The following is a 22,484-nucleotide window of genomic DNA, read 5'->3' as shown; positions in this document are numbered from 1 at the left end:
ACGCAGATATTTTTTGGGTTCGCAAGCTCTGCCTTTTCCCATCAGGGAAACCACACCCACAAACCGTAACTCATCTTAAAAAAAGAATGCAACTGTAGGAAACGTCCAAACCCTACTTGAATCACTCATCCCCATTTCTTCACATCTAAAATCTAAAATCTAAAATCTAAACTGGTAGGGCTGGGGGCGGGTTTCACCGAGGATAGCAGCCGATAATTGACGATTTATAAAACCCGCCCCCGCTGCCAAGCTTAGATTTTTAACACGCCTTCGGGATTCACTGTCAAGAGCGATCGCCTCTGCAAACCCTCCTGATATAAAATAGCATTAGCGGCCAACAAACCGCTGCTCACTGCCCTTTCCATTAAACCACAAGGAAACGGCATTTTCACCCAATCTCCGGCAAACAAAAGATTAGGTACAGCGCAGCAAGTCTCCGGGCGTTCTGCATAACTACCGGGCGGATATCCAGAGAAATTCTTTTGATTTACTAATTCCCGGTGCAGCATATTTGCCTCTTTTAATTCCGGTACAATTTCGTACAATTCTTGCTCAAAAGTCGCCAGCAAAACTTCCTGGTTCGGAAATTCCTTCTCCTTGTAACAATAAGCGTGCAGTTCCACAACACTACCGCCAGTTTTCTGATTCCACTCGATGAACTGATCCTGAATTCGGTGGTAAAGCGTGATGCTGTCAGTCAGTTTGTAGCCGGAAAGCGAACTGAAATTGCTGTGTTCCCAGGGAAATTCGCGATCGAACCAAAAACGGCCCACCGCAAACGGATCGGCTATTTTCAAACTCTCGATCCGCTTCTGCACCTGGGGATTCACTTCACCGCTGGCCAAACTAAACAAATGCTGCATCCCCGGAACATCTGCCGCCAAAACATAGTAATCAGCCTTCAATGTTTCTCCCCCATTCTGCGGCTGCGATTGGTTAACGGCTGCGGCCAACTGTACCTCATCTGCTTTTTCATCGACTACCTTAAATCGAGGCAAATCTCGCTGAGCAGGCCCACTCACAACACGCCCTTCGGCATCAAAAACGGCCCCGTGACAAGGACAGTGAAATTTACCGTCGTTCTGTTTCTGAACTGTGCAGCCTTGGTGAGTGCAACTCAGAGAAATTGCCTCTTTTCCCGACGGTGCGGCGGCAAATACGCTGTCACCAGCGCCGAAATATTCGGTAGAGTTACTGTCAGTTAACAGCGCGTTTCGCTTCACCCAAAAAGGTATTTTACTCTGCACATCTCCCGACTGATAACTCAGAGAATCAATCTTGCCGTTTTCCCAGCGTATCTCACTGACTGCGACATCTGTCAATACTTTGCCACCTTTGCTTTCAATCGCTCTGGCAATAGGCTGCACCAAACTCGTGCCCATATCTTGTCGCGTGCCGTTGAATGCCAAACCCTCTGGATTTCCGAAAAAGTAAAAGTGGAAAAATTGCATCAATTCTCCCGCGCTCAATTCGTCTGGAGCGTTGAGGCTGGATTTGGCAAAAGGCAGAAAATACAAGTCATAAAGTCCGCGCGGGAATTCACCTTTTACCCAGTCGGCAACGGATATATTGTCGAGGCGATCGAAAGTTTTTTGAGTTTGAAAACCGCCTATTTCCCTAAACACTTGCCAGTGAGCGGGTTTTGTGAGATTGATTCCCCACTTGAGCCGATTTGGAGAAGATATCCCCAAATCAACTATATTCCAGGGAAAAGCTGAATGGTTGGGACGGAAAACTTCGGGTTTGTATTTGCCGTCTCGAAACAGAACGGCGTAGGATTCTAAAGATACAAAGTTATCAGTAATTTCTAGTTCTTCAACCACACTTTTGAGGTTGTAGTATTGCGGAAAAAAACCGTGGAAACCGTGTTCCATCATAAAAGTTTCGTTCCCGACTTCAATCGGCCAACTAGCAATTTTGCCACCGAGTTGGGGCGATTTGTCGAGCAATGTTACGGCGAAACCTCGCTGGGAGAGCTCGTAAGCACAGGCGAGCCCTGCCAAGCCTGCCCCCACAACTGCAACGGTTTTGCGGTTATTCAGCATTCGCGGCAAGTCAAGAGAATCTTGCACAAAAATGGTGGGCTCTGGCTTGGAAAATCGAGAGTAGCCCAGCAGCCCGCCTGCGGCACCGACTCCGAGGAATTTGAGGGCGGTTCTTCGCGAAACAGTTTGGGATAGCGGTGAATTGGTTGATTGACTCATCAGCGGTACGCGGTAACGGGCTTTAAACACAAATACGCCATAAGGCATATATCATAGACCGAAAGCAGGATATGTGAAGAAATACTAAGACATATTCCCCAGTCCGATCGCGATCGCACCGTGTCAAGTGCGATCGCACACAATGTATAGTGCAAGCAAGAAGGCTTCAGTTATCTAGGACAGAAGCAAGAATCAACAAGGAAAAAGCCATCGACCGCATAGCGTAAAATTCTCTAAATAATTAAGTGTTTTTATTTATGTTGCTCAACTCTTGGCAACCGCCGCGATTCTAAAAAACTAGGAGATTTTCAGGCAAAATCTTAGGCCAAAGGCAGTATCGACAAATTGTACGAAATAACCGCGTAGATATCCGATGCAAAACAATTAACCAGTCGAGGTTTAAGTAAGTTGGTGCGAAAAAACCTAACTATTTTAAAAACAAGTAAATACAGAGAAGATATTTGCTAATATTACTCAATATATGGTCGCTCGATTCATGATATTCTTCATTCAACAACAAGACCCAACCCGATTCCACTTGAGAAGTGCGGATGTGCCGCAAAAAGTCAAAGACGCCCGTAGAGGTAATGCCGGTTAAACTCACATCTTACACCCTTCTTAAGAACAGGCATCTTGCCTGTTCATAAAATGATTATTGAGAATGGTGCAATATCTCAGTTAAATGTACCTGGCTGCTAGATAAAAAACAGGACTTACTACGTGAAAAAATCGGGTTTTTCCGTAAGTCCTGTTTATGCAAAACTTCTGCATAATGTACAAAAATTTACATAAATGGTGATTTTCTTGGTGCGGGGAGTCGGTTCGTGCTGGTATCCACACCCTACGGTAGATATTTGGGGTTGGTCTTGAATGCTAGACTTGTGCCCCGATCGCCAGCACAGTCAAAATTCCCACCTACATCCAAACTTTTGCCAACTGCTGCCGCCAACGGCGCCCTTAACCGCCCCAAAATCATGCACTACCAATCCCAGCAGCAACGCCAAAAACACACAACTCAGAAAAAAATTAAAAAAGCTATTTTTTACTGTTTGACAGCAATATTTTTCTGTTGGAGTACCGCGAACCTCGCTACAATTGCCCAAAACACAGGCCAGGGCGGGCTTAACGGGCAAGAAATGAGAAATTTGCTCGATCGGGGAAACCTCACCGAAGCCGTAACCAGAATAGAAGAAAGCTGGGAAGAAGACTATCAAACATACTTTGAACAAGACTTTGAGACCCGTGCGAAAACCGCCGAAGCAATATCAAAAACTCTCTCCCGCCTAGCAGTTCAAACCAAGAAAAAACCCGCTTTAATTTACGCTATCCCGCGCACCGACCAACTAGAATTAATCTTAATATTACCCGATCGTCCGCCCATTCTCCGCAGCGTCCCGGAAGCCAAACAAGAGAAACTGCTCTCAGTAGTCCAAGAATTCGGCAGCGAAATCACCAATCCCGTAAAACTCAACACCACCAGCTATCTAGAACCAGCCCAACAACTCTACAAATGGATAGTTGCACCCCTAGAAACAGATTTGCAAACAGCAAAAATTGAAACATTGCTGTTTTGCGCCGGCGCAGGTTTACGAACCGTACCCTTAGCAGCAATGCACGACGGAAAGCAATTTTTGATCGAAAAATACAGCCTCGCCCGCATCCCCGCATTTAAACTCACAGACATCAATTACGCGGACCTCAGAAACGTACAAGTCCTAGCAATGGGAGCATCAGATTTCGCAGAAACGGCAAACAAAGAACCGCTGCCAGCAGTGCCATTAGAACTAGGCGCGATCGCCCGACAGTGGCCCGGTCAATCCTTTCTCAATCAAGACTTCACCATAGTAAACTTGCAATCCCAGCGACTGCAACAAAAATACGGAATAATCCACCTTGCAACCCACGCAGAATTCCGCCCCGGAACCCCAAATAACTCCTACATTCAATTTTGGGACACCCAACTGGGTCTCGATCAAATGAGAGATTTAAAATGGAACAATCCGCCCCTCGAACTATTAGTATTAAGCGCCTGTAGAACCGCCTTGGGAGACAAAGAAGCAGAACTGGGATTTGCAGGTTTAGCACTGCAATCAGGAGCAAAATCAGCCCTCGCCAGCTTGTGGTACGTCAGCGATGCGGGGACTCTCGCCCTGATGACAGAGTTTTACCAGCAATTAAAAATCCGCAGGCCAAACGACCCTCCAATCATTAAAGCTGAAGCTCTCAGGCAAGCACAAATTGCCGCGATCGAAGGCAAAGTGACGATCGAAGGCGGTCAACTGCGAAGTTCCCGAGGCGACATTGCCTTGCCCCCGTCCATCCCCAAACTCGACAGCAAAGATTTATCCCATCCGTATTATTGGGCAGCTTTCAGCATAATTGGCAGTCCTTGGTAAGTCAACTACCTACACTGACCTTCGGTGAGCGTGTAGGCTTACAGGAAACTGTAAGCCTTATTGACCAGCTTTAGCTCCTAATAGGAACTCCGTTATTTGAGTTATGACACCTGCTTAATGCCTGCCAGTTTTAGGCTCTGTCGTCTGAAGTTAAACAGGCTATAGGAAAAACCAGTGCTTCAGGCTTAAAAAGCTCTTATAACATTAGCGAGGGAAACTTTACCAGCAATGAGAGGCAGCCGTAATGCGCGTTTTCGTACTAGACAAGAATTTGAAACCTCTTGACCCCTGCCATCGGGCACGGGCAATAGAACTACTGGACAAAGGGAGCACGGCGAACGCATTTAAACTTTATGTTAACAGAATCTGGTATATTGGAGAAGAATTATTGAGTACCTAAAAAACTTTTAATTAGAGTTTACCCTGCATGAGACTCAAACCTAAGATCCTCGCTGTGGCAGTTAACTAAATTCTCACGAACAACTCATTACTAACTATTATACAAGTTGTCAACAGTGGTTGTAATAGTTTTTTTATCAAAATTAGTATTAAGTAAAAACCACCATTAATCAGTTCCTGTTTTATCTAAAAAGTCATTACAAAGCGTGTCTGTAGCTTCTAAGAATGGTGAATTTATATCAAAATATACTCACGACTGATGAACAGTGTTCAATAAGATGCGTTCGCCCTGGGCGCGGGGAGTAAGACACGGCATTCCCCATTGGTGTTGTCAACTTAAGCTTTTAGTCCGCCACTCCTCCCACTCAACCACCAGTCCGCCAGGGCATGAATTCCACGGGACTTATAGCTAAAATTCTCTCAAAGAGGACTGAAGAACTCATTAGTCCTATGCAAGAGGACTCGCAGCTCTGAGGCAGGGGTTTCAACAAGAGCCGGACTATTGGTGGTACGTTAAGTTGCCACTAATGGGCATTCTCATGTCTCTACGGTTCGCTTTGACTTTTCATAATTTTGTATAACATTGAGAATTGTATAAACGATATCAGGTCTTCCTTGCGTAAGTTGTGTTTAAGTACAAAATGGTTTATGATACTTACCAACGGTAAGTCTTCGCTCCAAGTATTAACTGGGTTTTTCAACCTAAACTAATGTTATGTCCACTCTTTCTCTCAAGCACTTAGTGGCAAAACTTTCAAGAAAAGTAACGCTGCAAACCGTACTCATAGTTCCGTTTGTCTTGCAAGTATTTGCAGCGGTGGGTATTGTAGGATACTTATCATTTAAGAACTCTCAAAGAGCAGTGAATGACCTTGCCGATCAATTGATGGGCGAGGTGAGCAATCGCATCGAGCAAAATTTGAGAACTTATCTGCAAACTCCGCACCAAATCAATCAAAGCAAGCTGGATGCGGTGAAACTGGGTTTTGTGAACATGAGAGACTTGTCAGCTTGGGAAAAGTATCTGTGGCGACAAGTGCAATTATATCCTTATATCAATTTTACGTCGATCGCTAATCAAGAGGGAGAATATCGCACTGGCGAAAAGATGTCTAACGGCACTTTATTGATTAACGCAGCGGGCCCCTCTACAAATTTTGATTTTTATTCTTACAATACTAATGATACGGGCGATCGCACTACAGTAGCCGCCTCCGTTAAAAACTTCGACATCCGGCAACACCCTTCCTACAGCTATGCAGCTTTAGCAATCAAACCAACTTGGAGTTCAGTTTATATATCCTTCCTAGAACCCACATTAATCCTTAGCGCCCTGCAACCAGTTTACAACAGCCAGAAACAGCTAGAAGGAGTATTAATTGCTGCGTTGCGTCTCGACAGTATCGGTCAATTTTTAAACAGCCTCAAAATAGGCAAATCTGGTCAAACTTTTATTATCGAAAGAAACGGCACGCTGCTGGCAACTTCCACACCCGAAAAACCTTTCCGCACCAAAAACGGTAAAAAAGAACTATTTAAAGTTACAGAAAGCAGCGACCCAGTAACACAAACTACAGCTAAATATTTAGAAAATTACTTTCACAACTTGCACCAAATTACAAAATCGCAGCAAATAAATGTTGAGATAAACGGTCAGCAGAAATTTTTAAAAGTCCTGCCATTCCAAGACGACAAGGGTTTAGATTTGCTGATTGTCGTTGTCGTTCCCGAAGCAGACTTTATGGAACAAATTCACGCCGGCAACCGAACTACAGTGTTGCTCTGTCTGGCAGCTTTGGGCATGGCAAGTGTGTTAGGACTTCTCACTTCTCGCTGGATTATCAAACCTCTTTTAACATTAAAAAATGCAGCAATAGCTTTGTCTGAAGGACAATTTGACCAAACTGTAAAGCTCGATCGTTCCGACGAGTTGGGCGTACTTGCCGCTGCTTTTAACAGCATGGCAGCACAATTGCAAGCATCTTTTACTGCCTTAGAAACTAAAAATACCGAATTGCAGCGACTCGATAAACTGAAAGACGAATTCTTAGCCAATACTTCCCACGAACTCCGCACTCCCCTCAACGGCATTATTGGGATTGCAGAATCTTTAATAGACGGTGCTACCGGACAACTGCCAGAATCTACAAATTTTAACTTAGCTTTGATTACATCATCGGGGAAAAGATTATCTTCTTTAATTAACGATCTTTTAGATTTTTCTCAGCTCAAACACAAAACTATTGAACTGCAAATTAAGTCCGTCGGTCTTCGAGAAATAGTCTCTGTAATTGTCACTTTGTCTCAGCCATTAGTAGGCAAAAAAAACTTGCAATTGATTAACTCAGTTGCTCCTGAATTGCCGCCAATAGCAGCCGACGAGAATCGCTTGCAGCAAATACTTTACAACTTAATCGGCAATGCGATTAAATTTACCGAAAGTGGCCGAATAGAAATTTCCGCAGAATTGGTAACGGGCAGCGCACAATCACCGTCTAATTCCCAATTAGCCATTACTGTATCTGATACGGGCATTGGCATCCCCGAAGATAAATTAGACCGAATTTTTGAATCCTTTGAACAAGCTGACGGTTCTACTGCTAGAGAATATGGCGGCACTGGTTTAGGGTTAACGGTTGCCAAGCAATTAGTTGAATTGCACGGAGGGAAAATTGGGGTATCTTCAACTGTAGGCGTCGGTTCCCAATTCATCTTTACTTTGCCCGTATCTGAGAGTCAGCCAGATTTTAGTAGCATACAGCCGCGTTTAACCGATGGTTCTCCCATTTTAATCACTCCTGAATTCGCGGGGAAATCCTCTATAATAAATTCTCAGCTATCAGACAATAGCGACTTGCTAGAAAGTGAAAAACTCAAAGTTTTGGTAGTCGATGATGAACCCATTAATATTCAGGTCATTATCAACAGTCTTTCTCTAGCCAACTATGAGATAACTCAAGCGAGCAACGGCTTAGAAGCTTTAAATCTGATTGAATCAGGATTTAAGCCCGACTTAATTTTACTCGACGTAATGATGCCGCAGATGACGGGTTATGAAGTGTGTCGAGAAGTTCGCAAAAAATACTCGCCTTTAGAAATGCCGATTCTGATGCTGACGGCTAAAAATCAAACTACTGACTTGGTAGAAGCTTTTAACTTAGAAGCAAATGATTATGTAACTAAACCTTTTATAAAAAAGGAATTGTTGGCGAGAATTAACACGCAAATTCGCCTTGCTAAACTGAACGCAGCCTACGGCAGGTTTGTGCCACACGATTTTCTAAACTTGCTGGAAAAGCCGAGTATTATTGAAGTAAAATTAGGAGAAAATCAGGAAAGAGATATGACCGTGCTGTTTGCTGATATTCGCTCGTTTACGGCGCTTTCCGAACAGATGACACCACCTGAAAATTTTGCATTTATTAATACTTATTTGGGAAGGGTTAGCCCTGCCATCAGGAAAAATAACGGGTTTATTGATAAATACATTGGTGATGCAGTCATGGCACTGTTTCCTACATCTCCCGAGGATGGTGTGCGAGCAGCAATTGATATGCAAAAAGAAGTGAATATCTACAACCAGCAGCGAGAAAAAAATGGCTTGTTTCCGATCGCGATCGGCGTCGGTTTACACGCGGGCAATTTGATGTTGGGTACGATTGGCGAGCGAGAACGGATGGAAAGTACGGTGATTGCTGATGCGGTGAATCTCGCGTCTCGGTTGGAAGGATTGACTAAGGTTTACGGCGCGGGCATTCTAGTTAGCGGTGCAATTATCGATCGCCTAGACGAGCCCGAAAAATATAAATACAGATTTGTCGATCGAGTAATGGTGAAAGGAAAGACAAATGCTGTGTCGGTGTTTGAAATTTACGAGACAGAAACAGAGCAGAGCATTGTACTTAAGCAGCAAACTGCCGAGGTTTTTCAAGAAGCTCTCAATTTTTACTACGATCAAAAATTTGTTGCCGCCCAAAAAGTATTTCAGAATATTTTACAAATCAATCCGGACGATCGGGTAGCAATGCTGTATTTCAAACGAGCTCGCAAGTATAGAATGTACGGAGCCCCGGAGGGGTGGTGCGGGGTGGAAACTTCGACGGAGAAATAGGGCGCACACTGCACGCCCTACTCTCTTTAACAGATGGTTGCACAAACTTTAAAATATACTTGTACAAACACCCAATTTATTCCAAGTTTTAGGGCCTACAATGCCATCAGCAACGATTTGTTGTTGCTTTTGAAAATTGATGACTGCTTGTTGAGTTTTCGGGCCGAATCCTCCATCAGTAGTTACGGAAAATCCGTTGGCGTTCAAGAGTCGCTGGAGGTAGCGAACGTCCTCATTTTGCGTGACGCCATCGTTGCGTTTGAGTAGGGGAAAATAACGGCAGGAAGGTAATTCCATGTGAATTGCGTTTGTGGTTTGCATAGTTTGAGTCTCCATTAATTGTTGGCAAGTTGTTTAAAAGCCGGGCAGCGGGAAAAGATGTTAATTAATAGTCCTGGATGCACTTTTGACGGGCATAAACGAGGTTTAGGCTTCGCTCAACCACCAGATTTTTTAGCGTTTCTGGGGGAGTAAAGGAAGTATTGCTGTGAAAAAAACCTGTTTCTTACTACCCGTGCGCCTAGGATTAGTTAACTTAGATTTAACATCCGGGTTCACCTGTATAACAAGCGCCTAATAGACTCCAAGTTTGAGGGCCGACAATGCCATCAACAGCAATCTTATTTTCCTTTTGAAATTTGATGACTGCTTGTTCGGTTTTTGGGCCGAAGAATCCATCAGTTGCTACGGGATATCCGTTTTTAACTAAGGATTGTTGGAGATAGCGCACGTCTTTATTGGCAGCGGTGCTATTATTTCGTTGCAGTGTGGGCAGTGAAGAGCAAAGAGGCAATTGAGCGTAAACTGAATTTGTGGTTTGCATGGTTTGATTGGGGATTAGTGGTTTGCAAGTCGTTTGAACTTGCTATTCCCCAGTTGTAGCTGTGGGGGGAAGTGCTTTAACAGTCGCTTTTTATAGTGACGCTTATCTGGGGTAGCTCAGATGAGTGACAGCCCGCTATGAAATCCGTTGTGTATAAAATAATTGTCAAAGGCAAACAGCAGCGAATTTCCATTTTTTATCAACTTTTAGCATCTTTGCCACCAGCCCCCACACCATACCTGTAGGGCTGTTGCTGCCGCCGGGATGGATAGGCAGATTGACGTAGGGAAAGCGAGGCAATCAATCCTGTCACGGTTTCATCACTCTACTCTTATATAAGCTGAGTAATGGTCTTTTCTATAGAGGAGGCAAAAATACTGTATTTAAAGCTAGTTAACCATGTGAGCGAAAAGGGCGATCGAGAAAATGGCTCTGGGGTTGGGACTTTAACTTAGAAGTGATATCATAGTATCGGTAGATAGTAGATTTCCGGCTGTCAAACAACTTGAGAATTGAATCAATGACAATTTCTGTAACTATCGGGTTAAAGTCGGAAATAAAGTCGTCGGCGTCCAGATTTTGTAGAAAAAATTCCTTAGCCCGATCGCACTGATAGCGCATTTCCTCAAAGCCAACAATTTTTACCACAAACGTTGTCAGGGGCGAACTCTCCAAATCGGTATTAGAAGTGCTTTTAGCCCGCCCATTTTCTAATAAATTCAATACTTCCGCTTCTAAACCAATTTTAGGTTGGTAAGGTTTCTCTATTTCTGGAAAAAAGCTTTCCAGGCGCACGCAGTTAGGAGATTGAGCCGGAATTCCTCCCATCATCATCGCCAGAGAAACCTCAATCCCCAAATCCGAAGAAAGAGCTTCTAGCAGGCCTAGGGCAGACAGTTTGCACCCCAAATAAAGCTTCGCAATTTCGAGATTGTACTTAGCAGTAGTTTCCCAGCGCTGATAGGTGCGATCGTCTGGATATCCCTCAAACTGCCGGAAAATTATCTCTGGTTTGAGATAATTCAGAAAACCTTCCATTTTGAGCAAAGCAACTCGGTAGTCGCGAACAGTGTAAAAACCGCAGCAGATGAGATTGTGATTGGTTTCCGGCAGTAAATTCCAGGTATTTGCCAAAAAATGGGCTGAACTATGGTGAGCAAAACTCATCACATCCCGGTTAGAGATTCGCACAGCTTTTTTCACCGTTTCCCGCATTTCCTCATCAGTCAAACTGAGGTTAAATCGGCTATTTATTGCTTGCAAGCGACCATAAAGGCGCTGGCTTACCGTTACTCCCGACTCGGCAGCGCGAAACGGAATGGTTGCTTCAATGCAGCCTGCAATTTGAAGCAATTGCTCGCGTTTGAGAAATGGTTCTAGAGCTTTTGCTGCTACGACAGCGCTGAGAAATTCGTTTTGTCCGGCGAAAGGATTGAGGACTTCGCCCGGTACAAAATTGAATACCAGCATTACCATCTCGAAGATAGCATCCGCCGGCAGTTCAGATTGATCCCTAATTTGTAGCTGTTTGTTAACCTCTTTTGCAACAGGAGTGATGTAGTAGCTGACGTTAAAGTTAATGCTGCGATCGACTTGCACGTAGACGGTATCGTGAAATAAAGCTGCTAAAACCTCGATCGCATCTTCATCTCCCCCCACCTCAAAAATATGTTCGGGAGTGTGAAAAAACCGCCAGGGCCCCATCATCGGCTGAACAATCAGTTCGGCAATCCGAGCGACTTCACTTGGTTCGACTTTTGCTTCCAGGCGATCGAGCGCCCAAATCAGCCTTTCTAAGCACTGTAAGTAGGCTTGTTTGCTATCCATCACAGTCTTTCCCAGTAACATTGCTGTCAGTCGATTTTAGATTTTAGATTTTAGATTTTAGATTTTATCCACAGATGAATCTGCAATATTCAACCTTAGTCTAAAATTTTTATATCTCCACGACTGGAGTCGGGGGCTTGTATCGGTTTTTGAGCGAGTTCACGTCACGCACCCTGCTGTTAGTTTAATTTTTTCCTAGAGCGGTTCCCCTTTTTGGAGTTAGGATTGTTGAGCTTTTTGTCCAAGACTTTAGCTGCTATTTAAAAGGCAAATACTTACTTAAAGTCCCCTTAATTTCCGGTAGCTGACCTCCCATTTTTTCCTAGTCTAATTAGCACAAAGTATGACAAGTAAATTACATAGATTCCTAAACCTATCAGACCCAAAAATCCCAAAAATTGAGGGGTTGCCGTAGGGTGAAACATTTGTTTGTAGAGCCAAGGTGGGTCTAACCAAACGCGGCAAAAAGGTTCGTCAATTATCTGAATTTGAGATTTAAAGGCACAGCTTAAGAACGGAAGTTGAGCTAGGGCGCCCAAACCGCTGTAAACAGTAATCGCCCACCGCCAAGCTGTAAAAGCCAGTTTGAGGGGCGACTGCGGTCGATCGGCAATTTCTTCGTTTAAATCCTCCCAAAACCACAGACTAGCAGGAATTAAGGCCCTCGCAATCACCGACGATACAAAGCTCACAGGCAGCGCAGCCATCATCAGGTAAAGTGTAATTGCCAGCAAACTCGCCACCCGCCAATAAATAATCGACAAACGGACGATCGCCTCAGCTTTTGCCACAACAGCCCAAATCAGCACTACCAGCGGGATCGAAATTGTTAATAACACAGACAACCGGTAATCCATCCAGACTAGCGGTTGAAACCAAGGCCCGGTGGCTGCCAATAAAAGACTCAACATCTTTGGGAAAATATACTCACTTATTTGTGACAAATTTTACTACAAAAATGCTAAAAAATCAGCAACCTAAAAATGGTCTTAATGTTTTAGTTACTGCTATTTTTTCTAAGGTACTTGGCGCGCTTTGAAGGGTACTTGAGACGCGATAGACGGCAATATGCTTGGATTAAAACTGTTTATTCCTCAAATCTCGCCTTCCCATCCCCCGAACCAAGGCGCGCCAGAGCGAATTATTATCCCCCTTGGTTCGGGGAGTGAGGAGAAGCGGCCTGATTTTAACCGTATTGGGATAGAGGGCAATTCTCGCTACTATTTCAAGGCTCAACCCCTAAAATAAAATTCTCCCGCGCCAAAAGTTAGATTTCGGCGCGGGAGGGAAGGGATAGAGCTAAATGGCTCGTTTATTCCTCGTAGATGCGGCACTCAGCAGCGTCAGGATTGTCGTCGCAAAATTTTTCAAAAGAATTCTTAGGTTTGACTTGCTTTTGGTGGGAAGCTTCTGCTTGCAGTTCTTCAACTGCGTCCCACGCCGCCGCGCATTCCCCGGAAGTGGCGCCCTTGACGTCACAGACGGCACGAGCGCTTTCTAGTTCTTCTTCAATTTTTTCTTGGATGTTGCCTGCGGGTGTTGTTGTCATAAAGCTTGTTGGTATGAATGTGTAGGAGAATATGGTGGTCCCCGACCTATTTCTAGGTAATGTTAGCACGCCCTTGGGTTTAGTGAGCTTGTTCGGCTAACGGCACATCCTTAACCCAAATAAAGATGTTTAACCGTTAACGACAGAGCAAGGGGCTAGCTAAGCAGCCGCTTGGTGTCATCACTCAAAAAACTTAGACCTCTAGAGTCTTAGGCTGGTCAAGTAAAACTGAAGTTTTAGGCCAGAAGCCCAGTCACTTGAGTGTTGAGTCGTTGACTGTCACCTTATTAAGTAAGAAAGGTTTTCTTTTTGGATGTTTGTTTGGGTTGGATTTGCTGTTTCGGTATGGCGACCCCAGCTAATAATAGCTTGAGATGCGCTGCTGTTGCAGCAGCCCAGATAGAAACCATCCATAAGTATGATGCAGTAGCCGTCTCTACTCCCTGCTTTACTAGCCCGTAGGCGGGTTCTAGTCCACAGGCATCAATGTAGGTCGAGCCAACCTTACTTTTGATGAAAACATTACACGAGGTTGGTGTGTCAAACTGTATTGAGCTTTATCTTTTAAGATTTAGCTGAACACGGCATTTCACACTTAACAAATTAAGGGGACTCTCATGTTAACTTATGTTAACACAAGAACGGCAATCGAGGGGGAATCGATCGCCGAAGAATAGCGTCCCCCCAGTGGCCAGTTCCGGTTAGCGTAATGTATAGAGATAGTTTTATAGAGAAGTTTGCCTTATGTACACCCAAAACCAAATGCAATGGGTCAGCGCTTTATCAACCCGTCCCTCTTTGGAATCAGCGCTCAAAGAAGTTATAGAACAAGCCGATCGCAACCTAGAAGGCCCGGCCGATTTAGCGCTGATATTTATCTCATCTGCCTTTGCCAGCGAGTATTCTCGGCTGATGCCTTTACTCCGAGAACTGCTGCCAGTGCCTGCGATCCTCGGCTGTGGCGGGGGAGGAGTCATCGGCACGAACCGGGGCGGCCTCACCGAAGAAGTCGAGGGATCTCCGGCAGTCAGCCTGAGTCTGGCACGCTTGCCGGGAGTGAATGTCAGAACTTTTCACGTCGGTGCAGAAGAACTGCCGGACTTAGATAGTCCCCCGGATACTTGGGTGGATCTCTTGGGCGTGCCGGCCCAGGAAGAACCGCAGTTCATCATCTTGGCCGACCCCTTTTCCGCAAAAATTAACGATTTGCTCCAAGGGCTAGATTATGCCTATCCGGGCGCGGCCAAGGTAGGGGGACTCGCCGGGGGGGACGGTGCGGGCAGGGGCGCGGCGCTGTTTTGCGACTATCAGCTTTACCGAGAAGGGACGGTTGGGGTAGCTTTGAGCGGCAATATTGTTTTGGAAACGATCGTAGCTCAAGGCTGCAGGCCGATCGGGCATCCTTATCGGGTGACGGAAGGAGATCGCAATATTTTGCTGAAACTCGAAGAACAAACCGACGATACCGGCAGCGGGGGCATCGAGCGATCGCCCTTAGAGGCTTTGCGAGAGTTAGTTCAAACTTTGAGCGAAGAAGACCGAGAATTAGCCCAGCACTCGTTATTTGTAGGCTTAGTCAGCGATGAATTCAAGCTGACATTAGAGCCGGGAGATTTTTTAATCCGCAATCTGTTGGGAGTAGATCCGAAAGTAGGAGCAATTGCGATCGGCGATCGAGTCCGTCCCGGACAGCGCATCCAATTTCACCTGCGGGACGCGCGCACCTCGGCAGAAGACCTAGAAATGCTGCTCGATCGCTATCAGCGGGCCGCCGAGTACAGCGGTACATCCAGCGCCGGCGCCTTGATGTTCTCTTGTCTGGGGCGCGGTGAAGGGCTTTACGGCGAATCGAACTTTGACTCCCGACTGTTCGGCCGATACCTCAAAAACATTCCCCTGAGCGGCTTTTTCTGCAACGGCGAAATCGGCCCCGTCGGTGGCAGCACATTTCTGCACGGCTACACCTCCGTATTCGGGATTTGTCGCCAAAATTCATAATTTGTGAACTGTTGACTGATGACTGATGACTGTTGACTGTTGAGTGTTAACTGTGGAAAATCTAAAATCTAAAATCTAAAATCTAAAATCGCCTGATGACCAATAAATAAAAGCGGCAGTTGCCTGCCGCTTTTAGCTGTAACTAGATGTCTGGAAACCCTAGAAACTAAAGGTAGTACGGAGGAGTCCGACCCAGATATCCTCGTTGTGGTTGTTGTGTTCGGGATTCAGAATCACGTAAACGCCCGGTGTCACCGAAATAAAGTCATTGACTTGGAAGCGATAGAAACCCTCTAAGTGATAAGAGGTGTTGCGGTTTCTGGCGACATCGCTCTCGGTAACTTTTGGCGGTACACCAAAGACGAAGCCGAGGACGTTGCCTTGTCGGGCAAAATCTCCCAGGGCCACAGTGATAGCACCATTTTGGATGGTAGCGTCATTGTTGCCGCCCCGCAGTTGTTCAGCCTTCGTATAACCGTACCAACCGCCAATCTGAAAGCGACTGCTGGGTTTGAAGTTAACTTGGACCCCATAGTTATCTGATGCGGTGGGTGATTGATCGAAGGGCCGATTAGCCAAGGCACTGCCGACGCCACCCATGAGGCTAACATCGCCTGCCCGATTGTATTTCCGGGTGTAAGTCAAGCCCAAGTCAAACGGTCTGCTAAAAAAGCCGATCTGACCCAGAGCGCTGAAAGAACCGTTGAAAACGCCCCTGCCCTCTGCGGGGTTGGGAGCATCGCTGTCGCCGGCGAGATAGCCCGCGGTAGCTCGGAGGCTGCCCAAGTTGAAACTCACACTTGCGCCTGCTCCCTGCGGGCCGCGGAATACGGCCGGGTTGCGAACTCCAAATCTGGAAAGTGAACCGCTACTCGTAGAGTTACCAAAGGTAGAAGCCTGGTCTGCAATTTCATCTAGGTCAAGTCCTTTAGGACCGACAAAGACTGTAGCTTTACCCATCGGGAAACGATAGTACAGTTCGTCTAGTGTGAATTGGCTGCCGTCATCGCCGTCAAAGGCCAAGCGAGCCATGTTGGTACCGGTAGCCGTGGCTCTGTCGTAGCGGGCGGTGTTGACTGCTTGCAAGCGGGTTCTGAGCAAGTCTCGACCGGTGAAGCTGGTATTGAAGTTCAACCGCACCCGGTAGCCGAAGTTGGTAGACGTTTTGTCGTCGTGAAGGCCGACACCATCTCCGAAGGTGTCGCTGACGGCAAAAATGGCTTCTCCAGCCAATTTGGTGGTGGTGGAGAACTGGTTGGCTTCGAGTTCTGCGGTGCGGGCTTCTAGGCCGTCTACTCGTCCGCGCAGGGTAGCAAGTTCGGCTGCAAATTCTTCTTGCAGGCGTTGCAGGATGGCTAAGTCGTCTCGGGTAACTAAGTTACCTGTTGACCCAATTAATTTGGTTATGTTGTCTAAGCAAGCGTTGACGCCGGCTGCAAATTCGTAGCGAGTCAGGGCGCGGTTGCCGCGGTAGGTGCCGTCGGGATAACCTACGATACAACTGTAGCGTTCGACTAGGGATTGCAGGGCTTGGAATGCCCAATCTGTCGGGCGCACGTCGGAGAGCTGAGTGACTGATGTCACCTGGGACATGGTTCCGGTCGGTTGGGCCGGCAGCGCTTGGGGAGCGACAGGGACGATGGGGCCGCCCATTCCGGCGGCTGGTGTCTGAGCAATTTCTACTTTAGTAGCTGGGGTAGTAACTGGGGTGCTGGCGACTGCTGGCACTTCAATTTTCCCAGGGGCGTCTGTCTGGCTGCTTTGCACTGCCAAGTCTGATGCTTGAGGCGAGGATTCGGCTGTGCCTCCTGCTGCTAAGGGTTCAGCCGCTGCTGCTGCGCTGGCAGAAGCGATTGGGGCTGCTAAGTCGATGTCGCTCCCTGTTGTTTGCAGTGTTGTTTGCAGTGTTGTTTGGACTGCTGCTGCGCTGGTTTCTGGTTCGATTGAGGCGAGTTTTTCAGCATCTGCTTCGTTAACGACCGGGGTTGGGGCCGCTTCGACGCTGCTGTTTAAAGCCAGGTTTTCTGGGGCAGCAGGGGCTGCTGCAACTGGTTCTGCAACTATTTCTCCAACTATTTCTGCAATTTTTGACTCAGATGACTGAGCTGTAGCTAGCTGGTTGGCTTCAGCGGTTGCGGTCGCTTCTGCGGCGATCGCACTGGCACTCATGACTGATGATAGCCCCAGAATTGCCGGGGATACTAGCAGTAAATTCCAAAAAGTTCTGTTCATTTTCCTCACACCTTCACACTCTATTCAACTCGACGAGCAGCAATTCCCAACTGCTAATTTTTGTGGTTGCTTGCCTGTTGACAATAACTGCCAAAATAGAACCTATCCATAACTGTTGATTCACAGTTGATTCACAGTAGGCGTGTCTACTTCTGCTTGAACGTAGGGAGCTGAGCCCTTATACCGCCCAGGCATCAATTCAGGTCAAGCCCACATTACATTACAGTTGATTATACCATTACGTGCTAATTTCATCTCTCGATCGCCCGACTTGCTTGAGTTGCTCTGCGGGCGATCGACAACTGGTTCTATGGGTTCGACCACAATCTGCCTCTAACTGACAACTGCCCAGAGTCCTCGGTTACGCCAGACTTAACACACAGTTATAGGTAGGATTGTGGCTGCTTGTCGCATCCCTTATACAGCTTTATATCCTATAATGTCAACCTTTTTAACCTAACTTTAAACCTCGCGACCCGGCAGGGGCTATTTTCCCGCCCTGAGTGGGGAACTGAGATTTAAAGGCTGGTAGATTGACCCTATCCAAACCAAAGTTCAGGCTTGACCAATTTGGGTTTTTTGATGCCCCCTGCCGTCGGGACTTGCCAGGACGATCGCCTTTTTTGAGACTAACCGCCGGCGCGTTTAATTTCCCGCTATTTTAACACAACTTTTTTGTTGTTTGAGTGCGACTGCAACTGGTGGTGATTGACCCGCTGTTGGCCCAAGGAAAGCTCACTTGCTTGACAGACCAACTAGGCCCAAGATTCCTAGCGGTTTTAACGATGTTTTTGCCTACGGACGATCGGAGGAGTTTAGTGTTAAGCTGGCGAAAAAGCAGAACTCGAAAATAGAGCTGCTGTCAGAACAAAAAACCCAAACGCTGGGGGTAAGCAAGTTATACCATTTTAGATTAAATAATTGGCAATAACTTATGACATCAAGGTTTGGAGCTTGCCTACAGTCGCATTATTTTGGGTAACTCGTATTAGTAAAAGAGTGAGGGTTTATGGAAGATTTTGGTATTATTATTGCCTGCTGCGACCAAGATTATCTGTTTGCTAAGGGTTGCTGTGCTAGCATCCGCTATTTCCTGGGAGATGTGCCGATTTGTCTGTTGATTGACGGTACGTTTTCTGTGAGTGCTTTGGAAAAAGCCTATGGGGTGCGAGTTATCAACCGCACAACTGTTTCTGAAGAAGTTCTCAGAAAAAGAAGTTTTGGTTGGGGCAAAACTAAAATGATTGCTTTCTGGGAAAGTCCTTGGTCAAATTTTATGGTTTTGGATGCCGATACGATCGTCTGGGGCGATGTTCTCAAATTGGCTAATTTTCAAGAGTTTGATTTTATTGTAGACAAGCCTTGTTACGATTACCCGGATGCGGATGTTTCGGAATTTTTCTTTGACATTCCGGGCGTTGAGAAGCATTTCCCGAATTTTCGTTGGTCGGAATCGCGATCGAACTATTTCTGCACGGGTACTTTCTTTGCTAAACGCGGCGTTTTTAGCTTGGAAGAATACGTGGAAATTTTAGATTTTACGGCGGCAAATCCGGGGATATTTAAGTACGGAGAAATGGGGTTTTTGAACTTTATGATTTTCCGGGCGGCACAAGAAAATCGACTGCGGGTGCAGAATGTGGATATGCAGTTGTTGGTGCCGGATTTTGACCAGGATTTGCTGAGAAAGCAGTTTCCGGTGGAAGAAAGCGGACCTGCGGGCGATCGTACTCAGGCGACTGTGATTCACTGGTGCGGCCCGAAGCCAACTTTATCTAGTGGGAAAGTTTACTCGGAACCGATGAATTTCTGCCGTCGCAAGTGTCAGGAGGATGTTTGGAACCGCACGGGTTTGGCTGCAGAGAGGTCGTTGCAAGCTGAAGATTTACAGCGATTGATCTACGTGTATAAGAATAAGTTTAAGAAGAAGTTTCGGCAGTTGGCGGGTAAGTAAGTAGGATTTTTTAACCGCAGATGTCAGCGGATGAAGGCGGATGCACGCGGATTTGGGCTTACCCTTCGAGGGGTAAAGTTGGCCCGGCTGGGGGTAAAACTTGGCGGTGAACGCTTATTTTGTGGCTTTCCCGCTGAGTTTGCATTTCGACGGCGATCGCCTCAAATTCGACTTCCATGCAGCCGTAGGGAATCTCTAACTCGACACTTGCTCGAACATTTCCCAACCCGTTAGATTTAAATTCGGTAATCCAGCGCGGCCCGTCGAGAATCAGGTAGGTTTGTCGATCGTACACCCAAACTTTCACATAAATCCGGGGCATTAATTCCGGCAGTTGCACTTGTACTTTTACAGCGTGGCCCGCGATGATTTCGGCACGCGGTAATTCCAAAATTGGCATCGGTACTAACTCGTCTTCTGGCAAGACGTAAGGAGTCGGGGGAGTTACTTCTGCGGCGACAGTTGTGGTTTTTTGACCAACTTTTTTCGGTTGCGGGGGTTCGTCAAAAACCACAAATTCTCTGGCTTCGGGGCTAGTAGATTTGGGGTCGGAAATTGTTTCGCTGGTTTCGGGTTGCTGTTGGGTTAAGCTGCTTTCTTCCACAACGGCAATTTCGTCGCTGCTATTTGCGGCGGCTGTTGGAGTTGGTGACAGGGTGGTTGCTTTGAGCCAGTCGGGGGATTCGCCGTTGCTGGCTAAGGAACTCAGTCGCGACCAAAATCGACTTTCGACGTTTAAGGTTTGAAATGCCTGTTTTGTGGGTGCTGGCTGGGTTTCTGGGGCTGTTTTTTCTAATTCGGGGCTGTTGTCGGGTTTTTGGTCGATCGCTCCGATTTCCCCTGTTTGAGCGGGGTTTGGGATGTCTGAGGGTTTGGTTTGTGGGTCGATCGACTCTGGGGCAGTTCGAGGCGAATTGGAAATTTCCGACAGCAATTGCGATCGGCTGCTGTCGGGCAGTTTGTTACCGAATGCGGGCAATTCTAGACCGCCTGCACTTGGGGTGTGACGCGAAGCCAGTAAAGGGGGTAGGGCTTCCTTGCTTGGGGGTTCGGCTGGGGAGGGAGGGTCTAAGGATTTTTCTACTAGCTTGAGGAAGGATATATTTTTGGCGCTTCCCGGCTGTTTTGAGGCTGTTGGGGAGGGTTCAGCTTGATGCTTTTCTTCGATGAAATTGTCTTTAATTTCCTGTAGAAGGTGCTCTAAACGAGCTGTAATTGTGAATAGTTTGGTGGCTAGGGTGACGCCGCCGCTGCTGAGAATTGCTTCTCCTAAAATGAGGCGGCTTTTGCACTCGGTTGGGATGTAGGTGACGCAGGCAAAGATGCAGGGGGGAACTTGTTCTGGCATCGGCTGCTGGATTTCTGCGAGAATTTTTGAGGTTTGGGGGTCGCGCAGGTAAATTTGCAGTTGTGCTGAACCGATCAGTTGTTTGAGTTCTATCGCTTCGGATTCGGGAATGAGACTTGCTGTTTTTCTGCTTTGTTGGGGGGGTTGGGGAATGTCGATTTTGCCGGAAATAATTAAGGGGCGACCGAGTTTGGTGACGAAGGTTTCTTGATCTAGGACGAGTTCGAGTTTGACGCCCGGTTTGGGTTCGGGGGTTTGGGGAATTGGGAATTGGTAAATTTTGGTCTGCTGCTGCGGTGCTGAATCCGCTGCTGCGATTTGTGGTGCGGGGCGATCGACCGGTGCTGCGATTTGTGGGGCTGGGCGATCGACCGGTGCTGCAATTTGTGGGGCGGGGCGATCGACTGGCGCTGCAATTTGTGGGGCTGGAGGGGAAGTTGCCGGTTCGGTTTGGTCGATCGGCGGTAGGGGTTCGGAGGTTTCCGATTCTGCGGGCAATACTTCCAACTGAACGCCGTACTGCCAAGGTTTTAGTGGTGTTGCTTTGGGATCTGGCAAGCAGGAGAGTTCCCACAGTCCGGGTTTGAGCCTAGTGTAGGGAATGATCACGACTAATCCTTCGGGGTTGGTGCGGGCCGATCGGCTTTGGACTTTCCGCTGCGCCCCTGGGTCGAAGGAGGTATGGGTAACGCGAATTTCGATGTCGGTGTTGGGGTGCTGAATGCGAGCAACAACACGGTATTTACCTTCTAGAATTTCCACGTCGGAGGTTTCTAGGGGCAACCAGGCGCGATCGCCTTCTTTCTGTAGCAAAAATTCTAATTTTTTCATCTTTCTTTCCCCTTGAAGGCTCCCGCTTGATTCGTCACAGGTTGGTGGTGGTTTGTTGAGCGACAGCTACAGATATTAAATTACTTATGTTTTATAGCCTATCACCACTGTCGGTCAAGAGGCCCACCTAGAATGCGGCAATTCCCCAGACGCTATAACCGAGGCGGATATATCGAGTTCCGCGAGTTCCGCCAATGGTGAGCGCGTCTGGGGAATTGTCGCCCACTAATAAATTGAGCGACAGCGAATCCTTTGAGTCAGGAGGCATATTCATATCCGTCAGCCTTATGAATGGTTTTCAAATACTTGGGATGTACGTCAAAGCTTTTACCTCCTGTTGTTTGTTAACTTGAAACTTGGTTTGAATCGAATGGCAATTCGACCCGTGTAGTTTCCTGCATACTTCCCTGTAAGAACATGGGCCTTCACTAAATCCCCAGTTTGGAATCCCATAAACAACTTTTGAGCTGGAGCATGAGGAATTGGAAAGCCAAACTTGTCAGTGCCGCAACGCTGTCTTCTGCCATGTCCTTTAGCTTTGACAATCAAGGGTTTAATCCCATTGACAAGAAGTCGTTCTGGAGTAGATGCACCAACACTTGCTGCATCTGTCCAATGTCGCTTCTCAATCCCTCTAGTCTGGCGATTAAACTTTGTTCGACCACCAGAACCTATTTCTACAGACAAGCCAGTAGATTGAAGCCTTCTGTACAACTCCCAACGAGTAGCGTTAACAGCAGCGGCATCTTTGAGAGATGCTTTCGCTTGAGCCATTACTCGCTTGAGAACTTCTGGCTTCTTTTTCAAAAACT

The 22,484-nt window shown here is 46.8% G+C and carries 15 protein-coding genes; 5 read left to right on the top strand and 10 right to left on the bottom strand.

All coding sequences use genetic code 11. From position 1 onward, the window contains the following. Positions 1-251: 251 nt before the first annotated feature. Entirely contained in the window at positions 252-2,204 is a 1,953-nt protein-coding gene (locus tag NDI35_RS17110; RefSeq protein WP_445313785.1) for an FAD-dependent oxidoreductase, read from the bottom strand. Between the two features lie 824 nt (positions 2,205-3,028). On the opposite strand from NDI35_RS17110, the gene NDI35_RS17105 reads away from it, so the two are divergent. The 3 genes from NDI35_RS17105 to NDI35_RS17095 all read left to right on the top strand — a co-directional run bounded on the left by NDI35_RS17105 (position 3,029) and on the right by NDI35_RS17095 (position 9,110). Further along, entirely contained in the window at positions 3,029-4,600 is a 1,572-nt protein-coding gene (locus tag NDI35_RS17105; protein WP_445313784.1) for a CHAT domain-containing protein, read from the top strand. Between the two features lie 244 nt (positions 4,601-4,844). Further along, the gene (locus NDI35_RS17100) at positions 4,845-5,000 is read left to right on the top strand and encodes an RRXRR domain-containing protein (RefSeq protein WP_445313783.1); all 156 of its coding nucleotides are present in this window, start codon (positions 4,845-4,847) and stop codon (positions 4,998-5,000) included. A 714-nt stretch (positions 5,001-5,714) separates the two neighbouring features. Beyond that, complete coding sequence (locus NDI35_RS17095; RefSeq protein WP_445313782.1) at positions 5,715-9,110, top strand: ATP-binding protein; 3,396 nt, start codon at positions 5,715-5,717, stop codon at positions 9,108-9,110. Positions 9,111-9,158: 48 nt separating this feature from the next. Here the strand turns inward: NDI35_RS17095 and NDI35_RS17090 are convergent, their stop codons facing one another. The 5 genes from NDI35_RS17090 to NDI35_RS17070 form a co-directional block, all read right to left on the bottom strand. Beyond that, positions 9,159-9,431 carry a peptidoglycan-binding domain-containing protein gene (locus NDI35_RS17090; RefSeq protein ID WP_445313781.1) on the bottom strand — a complete coding sequence of 91 codons (273 nt, stop codon included), beginning with the start codon at positions 9,429-9,431 and terminating at the stop codon, positions 9,159-9,161. Positions 9,432-9,651: 220 nt separating this feature from the next. Beyond that, complete coding sequence (locus NDI35_RS17085; protein WP_445313780.1) at positions 9,652-9,933, bottom strand: peptidoglycan-binding domain-containing protein; 282 nt, start codon at positions 9,931-9,933, stop codon at positions 9,652-9,654. Positions 9,934-10,326: 393 nt separating this feature from the next. Continuing rightward, positions 10,327-11,781 (bottom strand): hypothetical protein, encoded by a 1,455-nt coding sequence (locus NDI35_RS17080; RefSeq protein ID WP_445313779.1) that lies wholly within the window; start codon positions 11,779-11,781, stop codon positions 10,327-10,329. 269 nt (positions 11,782-12,050) lie between these two features. Then, the gene (locus NDI35_RS17075) at positions 12,051-12,671 is read right to left on the bottom strand and encodes a DUF3177 family protein (RefSeq protein ID WP_445313778.1); all 621 of its coding nucleotides are present in this window, start codon (positions 12,669-12,671) and stop codon (positions 12,051-12,053) included. Between the two features lie 401 nt (positions 12,672-13,072). After that, entirely contained in the window at positions 13,073-13,309 is a 237-nt protein-coding gene (locus NDI35_RS17070) for a Calvin cycle protein CP12 (protein ID WP_445313777.1), read from the bottom strand. 744 nt (positions 13,310-14,053) lie between these two features. On the opposite strand from NDI35_RS17070, the gene NDI35_RS17065 reads away from it, so the two are divergent. Beyond that, complete coding sequence (locus NDI35_RS17065; RefSeq protein ID WP_445313776.1) at positions 14,054-15,307, top strand: FIST signal transduction protein; 1,254 nt, start codon at positions 14,054-14,056, stop codon at positions 15,305-15,307. A 159-nt stretch (positions 15,308-15,466) separates the two neighbouring features. Here the strand turns inward: NDI35_RS17065 and NDI35_RS17060 are convergent, their stop codons facing one another. Continuing rightward, positions 15,467-17,539, bottom strand: coding sequence for an iron uptake porin (locus tag NDI35_RS17060; protein ID WP_445313775.1), 2,073 nt, complete (start codon positions 17,537-17,539; stop codon positions 15,467-15,469). A 1,009-nt stretch (positions 17,540-18,548) separates the two neighbouring features. Between NDI35_RS17060 and NDI35_RS17055 the strand changes: the two genes are divergently transcribed. Next, entirely contained in the window at positions 18,549-19,493 is a 945-nt protein-coding gene (locus NDI35_RS17055; protein ID WP_445313774.1) for a hypothetical protein, read from the top strand. 58 nt (positions 19,494-19,551) lie between these two features. On the opposite strand, the gene NDI35_RS17050 is transcribed toward NDI35_RS17055, so the two are convergent. The 3 genes from NDI35_RS17050 to NDI35_RS17040 form a co-directional block, all read right to left on the bottom strand. Further along, entirely contained in the window at positions 19,552-21,672 is a 2,121-nt protein-coding gene (locus tag NDI35_RS17050) for a hypothetical protein (protein WP_445313773.1), read from the bottom strand. Between the two features lie 127 nt (positions 21,673-21,799). After that, the gene (locus tag NDI35_RS17045) at positions 21,800-21,946 is read right to left on the bottom strand and encodes a hypothetical protein (protein ID WP_445313772.1); all 147 of its coding nucleotides are present in this window, start codon (positions 21,944-21,946) and stop codon (positions 21,800-21,802) included. A gap of 53 nt (positions 21,947-21,999) precedes the next feature. Further along, positions 22,000-22,479 carry a hypothetical protein gene (locus NDI35_RS17040; protein ID WP_445313771.1) on the bottom strand — a complete coding sequence of 160 codons (480 nt, stop codon included), beginning with the start codon at positions 22,477-22,479 and terminating at the stop codon, positions 22,000-22,002. Between the last annotated feature and the right edge of the window lie 5 nt (positions 22,480-22,484).

This window comes from Microcoleus vaginatus FACHB-2002 (genome assembly GCF_040004035.1).
GTDB classification, from domain to species: domain Bacteria; phylum Cyanobacteriota; class Cyanobacteriia; order Cyanobacteriales; family Microcoleaceae; genus Microcoleus; species Microcoleus vaginatus_C.
Note: the sequence above shows the minus strand (reverse complement) of the source record. Positions and strands in the feature narration are given on the sequence as shown.